This is a genomic window from Nonomuraea sp. NPDC049784, assembly GCF_040659615.1.
GTDB lineage: Bacteria > Actinomycetota > Actinomycetes > Streptosporangiales > Streptosporangiaceae > Nonomuraea.
Window position 1 is genome coordinate 26,009 of sequence record NZ_JBFAMX010000011.1, and the last position, 16,127, is coordinate 42,135.

Below are 16,127 nucleotides of genomic sequence, written 5' to 3' on the forward strand. Positions count from 1 at the left end.
AACGGCCTCTGACCCTTCAGTGGCGTGCCGCCGTTACGGAGCGCACAGTGGGCCGCCTGGGTGGTGCCCGGTGAGCCGATCGCCTAGTTCGTCATGTGGAACGTGCGGCGATACGCGTGTGGTGAGACCCCCACCGCGGCCTGCAGGTGTTGCCTGAGGGAGACCGGCGTTCCGAAGCCGGCGCGGTCCGCGATGCGGTCCACCGGGAGGTCGCTGGTCTCCAGCAGATGTCTGGCCAGGGCGACGCGCTGCTGGGTCAGCCACTGGCCCGGGCTCATCCCCACCTCCTGCCGGAAATGCCGGGTGAACGTGCGTCTGCTCATCCCCGCGTGACCCGCCAGGTCGTCCAGCCGGAGCGGGGCACCCAGCCGTTCCATGGCCCAGGCCCTGGTGGGGGCGGTGCCGACGCTGGACGGCTCGGGCACCGGATGCTCGATGTACTGTGCCTGGCCGCCGTCCCGCCACGGCGGCACCACGCACGCCCTGGCGACCTGGTTGGCGACCCGGCTGCCGTGGTCTCGGCGGACGAGGTGGAGGAAGAGGTCCACCCCGGCTGACGCGCCCGCCGAGGTCAGCACGTCGCCGTCGTCCACGAAGAGCACGTCCGCGTCCACCCGCACCTCTGGGAACAGGGCCGCGAACCGCTTGGCGTGCCGCCAGTGCGTGGTCGCCGGGCGGCCGTCGAGCAGGCCCGCGGCCGCCAGCACGAATGTGCCGACGCAGATGGACACAACCCGGGCGCCGGGACGGATCCGGGCGAGCGCCCCGGCCAGTCCGGCAGGCAACGAGTCCTTGGCCGTGATCTCGGAGAACCACTCCGCGGCGGGCATCACCACTGTGTCGGCGCTCTCCAGCACGCTCGCGTCGTGCTCTACCGCGACCGAGTAGTCGGCGGCGGTGGCGACGGGCCTGCCGTCGGGCGTGCAGGTGACCACCTCGTAGAGCGGCTCGCCGCCAGCCCCATGTGCAACGCAGAAGATCCGGGACGGAACGCTCAACTCGAACGGGATGACCCCGTCAACGGCAAGGACGGCAACGCGATGCATGGCCCGATCTTTACACATCATGACCTTTGGGCCACTCGCGAGTTTGGTGCCTCTCTTAGCAGGCTGGATTCCATGAAGATGAAAGCGATCAGCCAGGACACCCTGGGCGGCCCGGAAGTGCTGAAGATGGTCGAGGTGGACAAGCCGGTGCCCGGCCCGACCGAGGTGCTGGTGCGGGTGGAGGCGGCGGGGCTGAACCCGACCGACTGGAAGACCCGCGAGAGGGGCGGCTTCCTGAAGGATGGGCCGCCGTTCGTACTCGGGTGGGACGTCTCGGGCGTAGTCGAGGAGTCCGGTGTCGGGCAGGCGCTCTACAAGCCGGGCGACGAGGTGTTCGGCATGCTGAAGTACCCGGACAAGCACGGCGCCTTCGCCGAGTACGTGACCGCGCCGTCCCGGCACTTCGTACGCAAGCCCGCCAACATCGATCACGTCCATGCGGCCGGGATCCCGCTCGCCGCACTGACCGCCTGGCAGGCGCTCGTGGACGTCGCCGGGCTGAAGGGTGGCCAGCGCGTGCTGATTCACGCTGCCGCAGGCGGGGTTGGGCACCTCGCGGTGCAGATCGCCAAGGCGCGCGGGGCGTATGTGATCGGGACGGCCAGCGCGGCCAAGCACGAGTTCCTGCGCGGTCTGGGTGCCGACGAACTGGTCGACTACCGGAACGAGGACTTCGCCGAGGTCGTGCGGGACGTGGACGTGGTGCTGGACACGATCGGCGGCGACTACGGCGCGCGCTCTCTGCGCACCATGCGCGAGGGCGGCACGATCATCTCGCTCGTGCTCAGCGTGCTCGACCCGAACGCCCAAGCGAAGGCAGCCGAGCTGGGCATCCGCTCGGAGGCCATGCTGGTGGAGCCGGACCAGGCCGCGATGCGCGCGATCGCGGCCCTGGTCGAGGCGGGCAGGCTGCGGGTGGAGATCGCCGCGACCCTTCCGCTGGCGGAGGCCGCCAAGGCCCACGAGCTCGGCGAGACGAACCGCACCACCGGCAAGATCGTCCTCACCGTCCCGCACTGACCCGCCGCACCGGAGCCGTTACGGCCCACCCCCCGGGCCGCGCGACTCGCAGGTGGGAGGTGAGGACCGGCCCGAGGCGGTCAGGTCCCAGGATCACGGCCCACGGGTGGCGGGTCAGAGGCCGACGGAGAGGGGGAGCTCCTCCTCGGCCTCCGAGTCCTCAGCCGGCTCAGGGCGTTCCGGCTTGAGCACCGTGAGCGCGATGGCGATGGACACCGCGACGAGGGCGGTCCCGATCAGGAACGCGAGCTGGTAGCCCCCGGTCAGCGCCTCCGCCTCGGGACGGCCCTCGGCGGCGAGGTGCCCGGTTCGCGTGGCCGACAGCGTGGCCAGCACGGCCAGCCCCATCGCCGCGCCCACCTGCGTGGTCGTGTTCACCAGGCCCGAGGCCAGCCCGGCGTCCTCCCGCGTGGCGCCCGACATGGCCAGCGCGGCCAGCGCCGGGAACGCGCCGCTGATCCCCACAGCGAGCAGCAGCGTCGCAGGCAGCACGTCCACCAGGTAGCTCCCGCCCACCGGGACCCGGGCGAACAGCGCCAGCCCGGCGGCGATCAGCACCAGCCCGCCCAGCAGGGTGGCTCTGGCGCCGAACCGGGTGACCAGCCGCTCGGAGTAACGCAGCGACAGCGCCCCCATCAGGACACTGTGCGGCAGGAACGCCAGGCCCGTGGTGAGCGAGTCGTACCCGAGCACCCGCTGCAGATACAGCGTCCCCAGGAAGAACATCCCGAACATGCCGGCCACGGTCAGCGACTGGATGGCGTTCGCGCCGGAGACGTTCGCGGAGCGGAAGATCCGCAGCGGGACCAGCGGGTCGCGGGCCTTGGCCTCGCGGAGCACGAACAGCAGGAGCAGCAGAACGGAGGCACCCCCGAGCGACAGCGTCTGCGCCGAGCCCCAGCCCAGCTCGGCGGCGGGCTTGACGATCGTGTAGACCCCCAGCATCAGGGCCGCGGTGATCAGTACGGCGCCCAGCAGGTCGGCGCCCCGGCCGAGGCCGGTACCCCGGTCCCTGGGGAGCAGCCGCACGGACGCCACCCCGGTGGCCAGCCCGATGGGGATGTTGATGAAGAAGATCCAGTGCCAGTTGATGCCCTGCGTCAGCACGCCGCCGGCCAGCAGCCCGATCGAGCCGCCCGCGGAGGCGACGAAGCTGTAGAAGCCGAGGGCCTTGGCGCGCTCGCGCGGCTCGGGGAACATGGTGACGATCACGCCGAGGATGACGGCCGAGGTCATCGCGCCGCCGACGCCCTGCACGAACCGCGCGGCGATCAGCACCTCCTGGCTGCCCGCCAGCCCGCACACCAGCGAGGCCAGCACGAACACCGCCAGCCCGGCCAGGAAGACGCCCCTGCGCGAGACCAGGTCGCCCACCCGGCCCGCCAGGAGCAGCAGGCCGCCGAAGGCGATCAGGTACGCGTTCACCACCCAGGCGAGGCTGGACTGGGTGAAGCCCAGGTCATTCTGGATGGCGGGCAGCGCCACGTTCACCACGGTGACATCTAGGACGATCATTAGCATTCCGGTGCACAGCACGGCCAGCGCCACCCAGCGCGAACGTTCCGAATTCATGGTCATTCCTTTGGTTCCGCAAATGGTTCGTCTTAATAGACGGGCCGTGAGCTTGAAAGTCATCGGTCTGTCGGTGGCGAGGTCTATACAGGGGGTATGACCGACAAGCCGACAAACGAGGAGTTCCTCCAGCAGGCTGATCCGATGCGGCGCGAGTTGCTGGCGCACTGCTACCGGATGATGGGCTCGGTGCACGACGCGGAGGACCTCGTCCAGGAGACATACCTGCGCGCGTGGCGGGCCTATGACGGCTTCGAGGGGCGTTCCTCGTTGCGCACGTGGCTCTACCGCATCGCCACCAGCGCCTGCCTGACCGCGCTCGACAGCCGGAGCAGGCGGCCGCTCCCCACCGGTCTCGGCGCCCCCAGCACCGAGCCGACCGCTCCCCTGGTGACGGACAACGAGGTGCCGTGGCTGGAGCCCGCGCCCGACGCACTGACGGGCACGGGCGGCGACGACCCCGCCTCGATCGTGACCTCGCGCGAGAGCATCAGGCTCGCGCTCATCGCCGCGCTGCAGCATCTGCCGCCCCGGCAGCGCGCGGTGCTGGTCCTGCGCGACGTGCTCAAGTGGAAGGCCGCCGAGGTGGCCGAGGCGCTGGAGACGTCCACCGCGGCCGTCAACAGCATCCTCCAGCGGGCCCGCGCCCAGCTCAACGAGGTGCAGCCGAGCATCGACGACCCGGTCGAGCCGCTGTCGGCCGAGCAGCGGGCCCAGCTCGAGCGTTACGTGGCGGCGTTCGAGAACTACGACGTCGACAGCCTGGTGCATCTGTTCACCAAGGACGCGATCTGGGAGATGCCGCCCTTCGTCGGCTGGTACCAGGGGCCGGAGACGATCGCGGAGCTCACCAGGACGCAGTGTCCCGCCGAGCGCGCCGGCGATCTCAAGCTGGTGCCGACCGCCGCCAACGGGCAGCCGGCCTTCGCCGTGTACTTCCGCGAGGACGGCGTCTACCGGCAGTTCGCCATCATGGTGCTGACGTTCTCCGGGGAGCGGATCAGCCACGTCGGCATGTTCTTCGAGGAGAACCTGTTCAAGACGTTCGGGCTGCCGGTGGCGCTGGAGGGTTCCGCGACAAAGTAGAACGCGTTACAGTCTCGCCAGAGCATCGTTCTGGAGGCGACTGTGGGCACACCTGTGATCGTCGAGGCCGTTCGCACTCCCATCGGCAAGCGGGCAGGCTGGCTGGCCGGGTTCAAGCCGCAACAGGTCCTGGCCATCGCGATGAACGGGCTCGTCCAGCGCTCGGGCATCGATCCGGCGGCCGTGGGCCAGGTGTTCGCCGGGTGCGTGACGCAGGCGGGCGAGCAGGGCGGGCACGTCGGGCGCTACTCGTGGCTGTATGCCGGGCTGCCGTACGCGACCGGGGTGACGACCGTGGACGCGCAGTGCGGGTCGTCGCAGCAGGCCGTGCACCTCGCGGCGGCGATGGTGAGTTCGGGCGTGATCGAGGCGGGCATCGGATGCGGCGTCGAGGTGATGAGCCGGGCGCCGCTGGGCAGCAACGTGGCGCCCGCCAGGGCCAAGCCGGACGACTGGAGCATCGACCTGCCCGACCAGTTCACCGCCGCCGAGCGGATCGCGCGGCGGCGCGGGCTGACGCGGGAGCGGCTCGACTGGTTCGGGGCGCGCTCGCAGCGGCTGGCGGCCAAGGCGTGGGCCGACGGGCGGTTCGAGCGGGAGATCGTACCCGTCGGGGACGTACGCAGAGACCAGGGATTACGCGAGACCACAGCCGAGACCCTGGCCAAGCTCAAGCCCGTCGCCGACGGCGGGCTGCACACCGCGGGCACCTCGTCGCAGATCTCCGACGGCGCCGCGGCCGTGCTGGTGATGAGCGAGGAGGCGGCCGCGAGGCACGGGCTGCGGCCCAGGGCGCGGATCCTGGCGCAGGCGCTCGTGGGCGCGGAGCCGCACTACCACCTGGACGGGCCGGTGGAGGCGACGGCCAAGGCGCTCACGGCGGCCGGGATGACGATCGGCGACATCGACAGGTTCGAAGTGAACGAGGCTTTCGCATCGGTCGTGCTGTCGTGGGCTAGCGTGCACGAGCCGGACTTCGACCGCGTCAACGTCAACGGAGGCGCCATCGCGCTCGGGCATCCGGTCGGCGCCACCGGCGCGCGACTGATCACCACGGCGCTGCACGAACTGGAGCGGTCGGATTCGGCCACCGCCCTGGTCACGATGTGCGCCGGCGGTGCGCTGGCCACGGCCACCGTCCTGGAGCGGATCGGCTGACACGAATGACCACCCGATCGGGGAGCGCATGAAGAGCAGACGCAGGCCGTACTCCGAGCAGCGGCCGCAGGACCTCGGCGGCGGGGTGTGGAACGTGCCGGTGCCCATCCCGGGCAACCCGCTCGGCTACACACTCGTCTACGCCGTCGAGTCGCCCAAGGGGCCGGTGCTGGTCGACGCCGGGTGGAACCATCCGGACGCCTGGGAGGCGCTCAGCGGCGGGCTCGCGGCGCTCGGGCTCGACGTGAGCACGGTGAGCGGGGTGGTCGTCACTCATTTCCATCCCGACCACGCCGGGCTGGCGGGGCAGGTCAAAGAGCGGTCCGGGGCGTGGATCGCGATGCACGAGAACGACGCGGCGCTGGTCAGGCTCATGCACGAGTATCCGGCCGACGAGCACGAGAGCTTCCAGTCCGACATGCTGAGGCGGGCGGGGGCCGACCCGGGCGAGGTGCGTCAGGCGGTGAGCCGCCCGACGCCGCCCGCCCTGCCCGACCGCGAGCTGCGTGACGGCGACCTGGTGGACCTGCCGGGGCGCAAGCTGCGGGCCGTCCACACGCCCGGGCACACCCCCGGCCACATCTGCCTGCACCTGGAGGACGCCGACCGGCTGTTCACCGGCGACCACGTCCTCCCCGACATCACTCCCCACGTCGGGATTTATCCCTATGACCGGGACGATGTCGATCCATTGGGCGACTTCCTGGACTCCTTGGACAGGGTCGGCGAGCTGGGGCCCCTCGACGCCCTCCCCGCACATGAGTGGATATTTCCGGATGTGGCCGCGCGGGCCGCCGAGATCCGCCACCATCACGAGGAGAAGCTCGAACGGCTGCGCGCCCTCCTGGCCCAGCGGCCGGAACCGCAGACCATCTGGGAGGTCGCCGCGATGATGACGTGGAACAGGCCATGGGACGACCTGTCCCCCATGCTGAGAGGCATGGCGGCGGGCGAGGCCGCGGCGCACCTGCGCGCCCTCGAGGCCCGGGGACAGGTTCACCGGGTCCCCGGTGTCGATCTGGTCCGCTTCCAGGCTCTAGACTCCTAGACATCCGATGTCTAGGGAGAGAAGCGTGGCGGTCACCGACGCGGCCATCGACAAGATCAAGCAGATGATCGTCTCTGGCGAGCTGACCCCAGGCGACAGGCTGCCCAAGGAGGCCGACCTCGCCGAGCGACTCGGCCTTTCACGCAACTCGCTGCGTGAGGCCGTGCGGGCCCTGTCCCTGATCAACGTGCTCGACGTGCGTCAGGGCGACGGCACCTACGTCACCAGCCTGGAGCCGCGCCTGCTGCTCGACACCATGTCGTTCGTGCTCGACCTGCACCGCGACGACACGGTGATCCAGTTCTTCGAGGTCAGGCGCATCCTGGAGCCGGCCGCCACGGCGATGGCGACCGAGCTCATGACCGACGAGGGGATCGAGGAGCTGCGTGTGATCCTCGAGTCCCTGCCCGCCGAGCCCACGGTCGAGGAGCTCGTGGCCAACGACCTGCGCTTCCACCAGCGGATCGCACAGGGGTCGGGCAACAGCGTGCTGGCCTCGTTCATCGAGAGCCTGTCAGGTCCGACCACTCGGGCCAGGATCTGGCGCGGGCTCACGCAGGAGGGCGCGATGGAGAAGACGCGGGAGCAGCACACCGCGATCTACGAGGCCATCGCCGCCCGTCAGGCCGATGTCGCACGTTCCTGGGCGACCGTCCACGTGGCGGGCGTGGAGTCGTGGCTGCGCACGGCGCTCGAGTTGGACTGAGGGTCACCACGGGTACGTGCCGTCGTACGAGGCGCTGCGGCTGCTCAAGGTCATCGGGACGCAGGACCTCGAGCCCCGCTCACGAGGCCTTCACGACGTTGAACGAGATCGGCGGGAGCACCACGTTCAGCCGGTCGCCGTCGATCGTCGCGCCCTGGACCGCGCGGGGCTCGACGCGGCGCGGGTCGCGCTCGGTGTTACGCGCGGCCGGGTCGTCGCCGGCGACCGTGACGTGTGAGATCCCCGAGCGTCGCGGCAGCCCGCGCAGGTCGATGGCCACCGGCAGCGGGGTCCCGCCGCGGTTCACCGCGAAGACCGAGAGCTCGCCCTCGTCCAGGGTGGCGGCGGCGGCCAGCACGGGCACCTCGCCGTAACGCTCGGTCGGCATGGCCGGCGCCGTGGCCTGCACCCGCAGCACCCGTCCTCGGGCGTTGGCGGCGGTGAGCGCGAACGGGTGGAAGATCGTCTGCCGCCACGCGGGGCCGCCCGGCTCGGTGCGGATGGGGGCGATCACGTTGGCGAGCTGGGCCTGGCAGGCGATGCCGACGCGGTCGGCGTGGTTGAGCAGGGTGATGAGCAGGCTGCCGACGACCGCGGCGCCGGCCACGTCGTACTCCTCCTCGATGATGCGCGGCGCGTGCGCCCAGTCGAGGCTGTCCTCGCCGCCGAACAGGCTCTGCGACCAGACGTTCCACTCGTCGAAGGAGATCTTGAGCCGCTTGCGGCTGCCGAGCTTGGCCCCCACGTGGTCGGCCGTGGCTATGACGCCCTGGATGTGCTGCTCCATCTCCACCGCCGAGGCCAGGTAACTGGCCCGGTCGCCGGCCACCGCGTCGTAGTAGGCGTGCGCGGAGATGTAGTCCACCTGGTCGTAGCAGTGCTCCAGCACCGTCGCCTCCCACGAGCCGAACGTGGGCATCCGCATGTTGGAGCTGCCGCAGGCCACCAGTTCGATGCTCGGGTCCACCCGGCGCATGGCCTTGGCCGTCTCGAACGCGAGCCTGCCGTACTCGACTGCGGTCTTCCCGCCGATCTGCCAGGGTCCGTCCATCTCGTTGCCCAGGCACCACACCTTGATGCCGTACGGCTCGCGTACGCCATGCTTGATGCGCAGGTCGGACCAGCGGGTGCCGCCCGGGTAGTTGGCATATTCGAGCAGGTCCCGGGCCTCGCGCACACCTCTGGTGCCCAGGTTGACCGCCATCACCGGCTCGGCCCCCACCTCACCCAGCCAGGTCATGAACTCGCCCAGCCCGAACGCGTTCGTCTCGATCTGCCGCCACGCCAGGTCCAGCCTCGTGGGCCGCTCCGGTGCCGGCCCGACGCCGTCCTCCCATTCGTAGTTGGACACGAAGTTGCCACCCGGATAGCGGACGGCCGTCACGCCCATTTCCCGCGCCAGCTCGATCACGTCACGCCGCAGGCCGTCGCCGTCGGCGGTCTCGTGCCCGGGCTCGAACACGCCCGTGTACACGCACCGCCCCATGTGCTCGACGAACGATCCGAACAGCCGCCGTTCCACCGGCCCGACCTCGAACGCCGGGTCCAGCGTGAGCTTGGCGGATTCCATGGACAATCCTCCCTCGTAGACTTGCCCCATCTATACATCGTTGTATTCAACGTTGTAAAGAAGCGCATACACTTTCTGTCCATGGACAAAGCTCGCGTCGGCCTCAAGGACGTGGCCCACCTGGCCGGCGTCTCGGTGAAGACCGTTTCCAACGTGGTGAACGGCTACGTTCACGTCACGCCGGCCACCAGAAGCCGGGTCGAGGCGGCCATCAAGGAGCTCAACTACCGGCCCAACCTGTCGGCCAGGAATCTGCGGCAGGGCCGCACCGGGATCATCGCCCTGGCCGTGCCCGAGCTGGACACGCCGTACTTCGCGGAGCTGGCCAGGTTCGTGGTGGCGGCGGCGGAGGAGCAGGGGCTGACGGTGCTGATCGACCATACGGGCGCCTCGCGCGAGCGCGAGCAGCTGGTCGCCGAGGGCTTCCGCGCCCGCCTGATCGACGGCCTGATCCTCAGCCCGCTGGCGCTGACGCCCGAGGACCTGGCCGCCCGCATGGATGACACGCCGATGGTGCTCCTGGGCGAACGGGTCTACGAAGGTCCGGCCGACCACATCGTGGTGGACAACGTGGCGGCGGCCAAGGAGGCGACCCTGCACCTGGCCTCGCTCGGCCGCCGCCGCATCGCCGCCATCGGGGCCAAGGACGACGAGGCGGCGGAGACGTCCCGGCTGCGGCTCGAAGGTTACCGCCGGGCGCTGAAGGAGGCGGGGCTGCCGCAGGACGACCGGCTGGTGGTCCCGGTCGAGGCGTACCACCGGGCAGACGGGGCCCGCGCGATGGCCGAGCTGCTCGACTCCGGCGCGGCGCCCGACGCGGTCTTCTGCTTCAACGACCTGCTCGCACTGGGCGCACTTCGGACCCTGCTCGAGCGCGGTCTCGCGGTGCCTGGTGACGTGGCGCTGGCGGGCTTCGACGACATCGAGGACGGCCGGTACGGCACCCCGACCCTGACCACGATCTCCCCCGACAAGCAGACGATCGCCGCCAAGGCGGTGGACCTGCTGGCCGAGCGCATCACCGGCACGTCCAGAGAAGCACGCGAGTTCCGGGTGCCGTACCGGCTGATGATCCGGGAGAGCACGGGCGGGTAGTACCTCTGTCGTGTCCGACAAACTGGAGCGATACCGGAGTAAACGCGACGCCAGCCGAACCCCTGAGCCCATCCCCCCGTCGCCGCCCTCCACAGGGAAGGGCAACGCGTTCGTCATCCAGGAGCACCACGCGCGCTCCCTCCACTGGGACCTGCGCCTGGAGCGCGACGGCGTCCTCGCCTCCTGGGCCGTCCCCAAGGGCCTGCCGACCGACCCCGGCACGAACCACCTGGCCGTGCAGACCGAGGACCACCCGATGGAGTACCTCGCGTTCCACGGCGAGATCCCCAAGGGCGAGTACGGTGGCGGCACGATGACCATCTGGGACACCGGCACGTACGAGACCGAGAAGTGGTCGGATCGCGAGGTCAAGTTCGTCCTGCAGGGGAAGCGCACCTCCGGGCGTTTCGTGCTTTTCCGGACGCGGGGGAAGAACTGGATGATCCACCGCATGGACGCCCTGGCCCGCGACCCGTTCCCGCAGGTCGAGCCCATGCTCCCGACGGAACGCGCCAAGCCGCCGAAAGACGTCTCGGCCTACGCCTTCGAGTTCGCGTGGGGCGGCCGGCGCCTGCTTGTGCCCATCGAGGGCGGGCGCACCACGGCCGCGCGGGAACATCCGTGGCTTCGGGAGCTGGCGAGGTCGTTCGGCAGCCGAACCGCGATACTCGACGGGGAGCTGGCCACGCTGGGGGGCGCCGAGATCCTGGTGTTCTACGACCTGCTGTACGACGGCGGCCATTCGCTGGTCGACCAGCCTTACACGGTGCGGCGGGCGGCGCTGGAGGCGCTGGAGCCGGCGGGCGCCCACTGGCAGACCGCCCCGTCGTGGCCGGGCGAGGCCGGCCCTGTGCGCCAGGCCGCCCGCGAGCAGGGCCTGCCCGGGATCGTGGCCAAGCGCCTCGACTCCCCGTACGAGCCGGGGCCGTCGAAGTCCTGGCTGTTCATCCCCTCCTGACGCCCGCCTCAACCGGACCGGGCGCGCGGTGGGTCGTGATCCCGCCCCGGGACGCGCCGTTCACGCAGCGGATGGCCGCTCCTCCTCCGCGCGTCCCACGAGTGACGGCCACACCCACCACCGTGACGCCCGCGATGGGACAACGAGCTACTCCACCAGGCAGACGCACGCCGGTAAGACAGCGGGCCACCCCACCCGACACACCCACACCGATGAGACAGCGGGCCGCCCCCACCTCCGGAACAGCTGCGGCGTCTGACGGCTCCACCGCAGCCATGCCTCATGAGGGACGGCCCTACCGTCCGGCGGTCGTCGAGTCCTCCGGCCTCAGCCGGCTCCTTCCGGCAGCAGGCCCTCGGACTTCAACTCCTCCCACAGCGCGTCCGGCACCGGGCGGGACCACAGGGCGGCGTTCGCGGTGACCTCCTCGGGCGAGCGGGCGCCCAGGACGACCGAGGCGACGGCCGGGTGGCGCAGGGGGAAGGCCATGGCCGCCTGGGGCAGCGTGACGCCGTGGCGCTCGCAGACCTCCGCGATCCTCGTCGCCCTCTCCAGCATCGGTGCGGGGGCGGGCTGGTAGTTGTACGTGCCCGACGGCCGCGCTGTGGCAAGGATGCCGCTGTTGAAGACGCCCGCCGCCAGCACCCTGACCCCGCGCCGCGCGCACTCCTCCAGGAGCGGCAGGCCGGACTGGTCGAGCAGGGTGTAGCGGCCCGCGAGCATGACGACGTCGATGGAAGTCTCCTGGACGAAGCGCAGCGGCGCCTGCCACTGGTTCATCCCGACGCCGATAGCCTTCACCACGCCCTGCGCCCGCAGCTCGGCCAGCGCCGGGTACGCCTCCTCGAGCGCCTGCTCCAGGTGGTCGTCGGGGTCGTGGATGAGCGCGATGTCGACGGACGGGAGCCCGAGGCGGGCCAGGGACTCCTCCAGGGACCTGCGCACGCCGTCGCCGGAGAAGTCCCACGCCCGTTGGAGCTCGGCGGACACGTCGAAGCCCTCGTCGTCGCGGCCGCTCTGCGATGACGCGGGCACCAACAGGCGGCCGACCTTCGTCGAGAGGACGTAGCCCGAACGGCCTTTGAGAGCGGCGCCGAGGCGGCGCTCCGAGAGGCCGAGGCCGTAGTGGGGCGCGGTGTCGAACAGGCGCACCCCGCTGTCCCACGCCGCGTCGATCGTGGCGCGCGCCTGCTCCTCCGGCACCTCCTGGAAGAGATTGCCGATCGGAGCCCCGCCGAAGCCATGACGCGACAACTCGATCCCGCCACCGTCCCGCCCGGCCCCGGTCACGCCGACCGCGCCGCCATCCAAGCCAGCCTCAGCCCCGCCGACCGCGCCGATGCGAGGCTCCTCGATCCCGCTCAATCTTGTGCCTTTCCGCCCGCGATCCGGCTGATCATCAGTGCGATGAGGATGATCCCGCCGTAGATCACCGGCTGCCAGAAGCCCGAGACGCCGATGAGTGTCAGAATGTTCTGGACCAGGCCGATCACCAGCACGCCGGTGAGCGCGCCCAGGATCGTGCCCTTGCCGCCGTCCATGCTCACGCCGCCGATCACCGCCGCCGCGAACACCATGAAGATCCACCCGACACCCTGGTTGTTGCCGATCGCACCGAGGCGGCCGGTCTCCAGGATCCCGGCCAGTGCCGCCAGCGTTCCGCCCAGGATGAACACCCCGTACAGCACCCGGTCCACCCGGATGCCGGCGGCGCGGGCAGCGTCGGCGTTGCCGCCGATCGCGTAGAGCGCGCGGCCGAGCCTCAGGTAGCCCAGGCCGAAGATCCCCGCCGCGAACAGCACGCCGGCGATCCAGACGGCGGCGGGCAGGCCGAGCCACACGGCGCTGCCCAGGTAGAGGATGGAGTCGGGCAGCTGGAAGAGCGTCTTGCCCTCCGTCGGCCCCTGCAGGAAGCCGTGCACGATGATCAGCATCGCCAGCGTGACGATGAACGCCGACAGCTGGAACCTGATGATCAGGAAGCCGTTGAACGCCCCGATGGCCGCGCCGACCAGCAGGGCCAGCGGGATCACCAGCGCGCCCGGCAGCCCGATGCCGAACCCGCCCGCCGACACCGGGATCACCAGCATCACCGCGATGGCCGGCGCGGTGCCGACCGTCGACTCCAGCGAGAGGTCGAACTTGCCGGCGATGAGGATCATCGCCTCCGCCAGCACGAGGAGCGAGATCGCCGCCTGTTGCTGGAGCACGTTCGTGAGGTTGCCCGCCGTCAGGAAGGTCGGGTCGAGGAACGCGCCCACGACGAGCAGGATCACGATCACCGGCACCAGCGTCAGGTCACGGAACCTGGCGAGCCTGAACCGAGGGGCCGGCGCAGTCAAAGTGGTCAATCTTCTATGCCTTCCATCACGGCCACGAGCTCGTGGTCCGTCCAGCCACGCGGCACGTCCTTGACGACCCTGCCGTGGAACATCACCAGCACTCTGTCGCAAATGCGCAGGTCGTCGAGCTCGTCGGAGACCACCACAGCCCCGGCTCCCTGCTCGACCGCATCCTCGACGGCGCCGAGCAGGGCCTGTTTGGCCTTGACGTCGACGCCGGCGGTGGGGTTGATCACAACCAGCACGTTCGGGTCGTCCACGAGCGCCCGCGCGAACACCACCTTCTGGGCGTTGCCTCCGGACAGGTCGCCGACCGGCTGGTCAGGCCCTTCTGTCTTGATGTCGAGGTTTTTGATCAGCTCGTCGGCCTTGGCCCGGCGGCGGGCCGGCGACACGATCCCGTACCGGCCCAGCTTGCGGGCGATCGGGAACGTGGCGTTCTCCCCCACCGAGAGCAGCGGGACGAAGCCCTCGTGGTGGCGGTCCTCAGGCACGAACCCGAGGCCCGCCTTCATGGCGGCGGGCACGTCGCCCGGCTTGACCAGAGTGCCGTTGACCGTGACCGTGCCGGAGTCGGCCTTGCGCAGCCCGACCAGGGTTTCGGCCAGGCCGACCTTGCCGCTGCTCGCGGATCCGGCCAGGCCGACGACCTCGCCCGATTTAACGGAAATATCAACATCTGCGTAGCGGCCGCCCAGCGTGAGGCCCTCGCCCGACAGCACCACCGTGTCGACGGGCGTGTGCACGCGGGACTCGTACGCCACCGTGGCCTCCCCCGTCATCGCGGCGACCAGTTCGTCGTGCGGGAGGTCCGCGACGGGCCTGGTCACGATGTGCCGCGCGTCACGGAAGACCGTGACGCTCTGGCAGATCTCGTAGACCTCGTCGAGGTGGTGGGAGATGTACATCATCGTGACGCCCTGCTCGCGCAGCGAGCGCATGCGGGCGAACAGCCGCTCGATGGCCGGCCCATCGAGCCTGGCGGTCGGCTCGTCGAGGATGATGAACCTGGCGCCGAACGACAGCGCGCGGGCGATCTCCACGAGCTGGCGCTGCTCGACGGTCAGGTCGCCGGCCAGCGCCTGCGCGTCGACATCCACCTCGTACGTGTCCAGCAGCTCGCGAGCCCTGGTCCGCAGCGCCCGCCAGTTGATCTTAGTGCCCTTGGCCGCCTGGCGGTTGAGGAACAGGTTCTCTGCGACCGTGAGCGCCGGGATGATCGTGGACTTCTGATAGACGCAGGCGACACGCTGCCGCCAGGCGTCACGGTCGGCGAGGGCGGGCGCCGCCTCTCCCGAGAACAGCACCTCGCCTTCATCGGCCGACTGGAGCCCGGTGAGAATCGACACCAGGGTGGACTTCCCCGCGCCGTTCCTGCCGACGAGCGCATGGGTCTCGCCCTCGGCGATCGCGATCCCCGCGCCGTTGAGCGCGACGGTCGGCCCGAAGCGCTTGACGACGTTTCGGGCTTCAACGTGATTTTTCATCACTTGACCTGATTACCCCAAAGGCTCTTGTCGTCCACGTTGTCCTTCGTCACGAGCGGCGCGGGAAGCTGGTCCTCCAGGCCGTTCGGGAGCTGGATGATGTTGCTGTCGTGGTCGGTCGGGCCGGGCTTGAACGTCTTACCCTCCAACGCGGCCTTGGCGTAGAAGAGCGCGTACTTGGCATACAGGTCGGCCGGCTGCGACACCGTGGCGTCGATGTCGCCCTTGCGGATCGCCTCGAACTCCTGCGGGATGCCGTCGTTCGACACCACGAAGATGTGCTTGGGGTCGCTCGGCGGGACGAGCAGCCCCTTCTGCTTCAGCACCTGCAGCGTCGGGGCCAGGTGGACGCCGCCGGCGTGCATGTAGATGCCCTTGATGTCAGGGTTCTGCTCCAGGCGGGTCTGCAGCATCGACGCCGCCTTGCTGCCCTCCCACTCGGTCGGCTCGCTGAAGACCGTGATGCCGGGGAACTTGGTCTTCATGCACTCCAGGAACGCCTCCGACCTGTCACGGCCGTTGATCGAGCTGAGCGCGCCCTGGAGTTGCACAACCTTGCCCTTGCCGCCCAGCTTCTCGCCGAGAAACTCGCAGGCCTTCGTTCCGTACGCGCGGTTGTCGGCGCGTACGACCATGTAAACCTTGCCCTTGTCCGGACGGGTGTCGACGGTCACGACAGGGATCTTCTTGTTCTCCAGTTGCTGGAGCGTGTTGGCGATGGCGCCGGTGTCCTGCGGGGCCATGACGATCGCCTTGGCACCCTGTCCGATCAGCGCCTGCACGTTGTTGACCAGCTTGGCCACGTCGTTCTGCGAGTTCGTGGGTGGCATGAGGTCCACCTTGAGCTCGCTGGCCATTTGCGGGACATACTTGATGTAGGAGTTCCAGAAGTCGGAGTCGGCCCGCGGGTGGTCGATGCCGATCTTCCCGCCGCCGCTTCCGCCTCCTCCTCCCGTCGTTGTGCCTGAGCCACACGCGGTGACGACCGCCAAGAGGGCCGCTGCCGCGACCGCCGATCCGAACTTCATTGGGGGGTGAC

Annotated in this window: 14 protein-coding genes; 7 read left to right on the forward strand and 7 right to left on the reverse strand. The window is 70.0% G+C overall.

What is annotated here, in order from left to right; genetic code table 11:
* Window positions 1–83 precede the first annotated feature (83 nt).
* Window positions 84–1,046 (reverse strand): helix-turn-helix domain-containing protein, encoded by a 963-nt coding sequence (locus AB0J09_RS05145; protein WP_360685344.1) that lies wholly within the window; start codon window positions 1,044–1,046, stop codon window positions 84–86.
* Between the two features lie 78 nt (window positions 1,047–1,124).
* Here AB0J09_RS05145 and AB0J09_RS05150 point away from each other — a divergent pair, with 78 nt between their 5' ends.
* Window positions 1,125–2,066 (forward strand): NADP-dependent oxidoreductase, encoded by a 942-nt coding sequence (locus AB0J09_RS05150; protein WP_360685470.1) that lies wholly within the window; start codon window positions 1,125–1,127, stop codon window positions 2,064–2,066.
* A 114-nt stretch (window positions 2,067–2,180) separates the two neighbouring features.
* Here the strand turns inward: AB0J09_RS05150 and AB0J09_RS05155 are convergent, their stop codons facing one another.
* A complete protein-coding gene (locus tag AB0J09_RS05155; protein ID WP_360685347.1) occupies window positions 2,181–3,638 on the reverse strand; it encodes an MFS transporter in 1,458 nt (485 codons plus the stop codon).
* Between the two features lie 96 nt (window positions 3,639–3,734).
* Here AB0J09_RS05155 and AB0J09_RS05160 point away from each other — a divergent pair, with 96 nt between their 5' ends.
* From AB0J09_RS05160 to AB0J09_RS05175, 4 genes are read left to right on the forward strand one after another with little or no spacing between them, the layout of a single operon-like run.
* On the forward strand, window positions 3,735–4,724 hold the full coding sequence (locus tag AB0J09_RS05160; protein ID WP_360685350.1) for a sigma-70 family RNA polymerase sigma factor: 990 nt from the start codon (window positions 3,735–3,737) through the stop codon (window positions 4,722–4,724).
* A 42-nt stretch (window positions 4,725–4,766) separates the two neighbouring features.
* Window positions 4,767–5,882, forward strand: a complete 1,116-nt coding sequence (locus tag AB0J09_RS05165) for a steroid 3-ketoacyl-CoA thiolase (RefSeq protein WP_360685353.1) — start codon at window positions 4,767–4,769, stop codon at window positions 5,880–5,882.
* Between the two features lie 28 nt (window positions 5,883–5,910).
* The gene (locus AB0J09_RS05170) at window positions 5,911–6,930 is read left to right on the forward strand and encodes an MBL fold metallo-hydrolase (RefSeq protein ID WP_360685356.1); all 1,020 of its coding nucleotides are present in this window, start codon (window positions 5,911–5,913) and stop codon (window positions 6,928–6,930) included.
* Between the two features lie 25 nt (window positions 6,931–6,955).
* Entirely contained in the window at window positions 6,956–7,636 is a 681-nt protein-coding gene (locus AB0J09_RS05175; RefSeq protein ID WP_360685359.1) for a FadR/GntR family transcriptional regulator, read from the forward strand.
* 79 nt (window positions 7,637–7,715) lie between these two features.
* Here AB0J09_RS05175 and AB0J09_RS05180 read toward each other — a convergent pair whose 3' ends face one another.
* The gene (locus tag AB0J09_RS05180) at window positions 7,716–9,206 is read right to left on the reverse strand and encodes an alpha-N-arabinofuranosidase (RefSeq protein WP_360685363.1); all 1,491 of its coding nucleotides are present in this window, start codon (window positions 9,204–9,206) and stop codon (window positions 7,716–7,718) included.
* Window positions 9,207–9,287: 81 nt separating this feature from the next.
* On the opposite strand from AB0J09_RS05180, the gene AB0J09_RS05185 reads away from it, so the two are divergent.
* A complete protein-coding gene (locus AB0J09_RS05185; protein ID WP_360685366.1) occupies window positions 9,288–10,301 on the forward strand; it encodes a LacI family DNA-binding transcriptional regulator in 1,014 nt (337 codons plus the stop codon).
* Between the two features lie 10 nt (window positions 10,302–10,311).
* The gene (locus tag AB0J09_RS05190; protein WP_360685369.1) at window positions 10,312–11,259 is read left to right on the forward strand and encodes a DNA polymerase ligase N-terminal domain-containing protein; all 948 of its coding nucleotides are present in this window, start codon (window positions 10,312–10,314) and stop codon (window positions 11,257–11,259) included.
* Between the two features lie 327 nt (window positions 11,260–11,586).
* On the opposite strand, the gene AB0J09_RS05195 is transcribed toward AB0J09_RS05190, so the two are convergent.
* From AB0J09_RS05195 to AB0J09_RS05210, 4 genes are read right to left on the reverse strand one after another with little or no spacing between them, the layout of a single operon-like run.
* The gene (locus AB0J09_RS05195; RefSeq protein WP_360685372.1) at window positions 11,587–12,624 is read right to left on the reverse strand and encodes an aldo/keto reductase; all 1,038 of its coding nucleotides are present in this window, start codon (window positions 12,622–12,624) and stop codon (window positions 11,587–11,589) included.
* Window positions 12,621–13,610, reverse strand: coding sequence for an ABC transporter permease (locus AB0J09_RS05200; protein WP_360685375.1), 990 nt, complete (start codon window positions 13,608–13,610; stop codon window positions 12,621–12,623). The genes AB0J09_RS05195 and AB0J09_RS05200 overlap by 4 nt, the downstream gene beginning before the upstream one ends.
* Entirely contained in the window at window positions 13,607–15,088 is a 1,482-nt protein-coding gene (locus AB0J09_RS05205) for a sugar ABC transporter ATP-binding protein (protein ID WP_360685378.1), read from the reverse strand. Before AB0J09_RS05205 ends, AB0J09_RS05200 begins: the two co-directional genes overlap by 4 nt.
* Window positions 15,088–16,116, reverse strand: a complete 1,029-nt coding sequence (locus AB0J09_RS05210) for a sugar ABC transporter substrate-binding protein (RefSeq protein ID WP_360685380.1) — start codon at window positions 16,114–16,116, stop codon at window positions 15,088–15,090. Before AB0J09_RS05210 ends, AB0J09_RS05205 begins: the two co-directional genes overlap by 1 nt.
* Window positions 16,117–16,127 lie beyond the last annotated feature (11 nt).

Excerpts from the sequence above, each read along its gene's own strand:
- AB0J09_RS05145 (WP_360685344.1), bottom strand. The coding sequence starts at position 1,046 with ATGCATCGCGTTGCCGTCCTTGCCGTTGACGGGGTCATCCCGTTCGAG.
- AB0J09_RS05150 (WP_360685470.1), top strand. The coding sequence starts at position 1,125 with ATGAAAGCGATCAGCCAGGACACCCTGGGCGGCCCGGAAGTGCTGAAG.
- AB0J09_RS05155 (WP_360685347.1), bottom strand. The coding sequence starts at position 3,638 with ATGAATTCGGAACGTTCGCGCTGGGTGGCGCTGGCCGTGCTGTGCACC.
- AB0J09_RS05160 (WP_360685350.1), top strand. The coding sequence starts at position 3,735 with ATGACCGACAAGCCGACAAACGAGGAGTTCCTCCAGCAGGCTGATCCG.
- AB0J09_RS05170 (WP_360685356.1), top strand. The coding sequence starts at position 5,911 with ATGAAGAGCAGACGCAGGCCGTACTCCGAGCAGCGGCCGCAGGACCTC.
- AB0J09_RS05180 (WP_360685363.1), bottom strand. The coding sequence starts at position 9,206 with ATGGAATCCGCCAAGCTCACGCTGGACCCGGCGTTCGAGGTCGGGCCG.
- AB0J09_RS05185 (WP_360685366.1), top strand. The coding sequence starts at position 9,288 with ATGGACAAAGCTCGCGTCGGCCTCAAGGACGTGGCCCACCTGGCCGGC.
- AB0J09_RS05205 (WP_360685378.1), bottom strand. The coding sequence starts at position 15,088 with ATGAAAAATCACGTTGAAGCCCGAAACGTCGTCAAGCGCTTCGGGCCG.
- AB0J09_RS05210 (WP_360685380.1), bottom strand. The coding sequence starts at position 16,116 with ATGAAGTTCGGATCGGCGGTCGCGGCAGCGGCCCTCTTGGCGGTCGTC.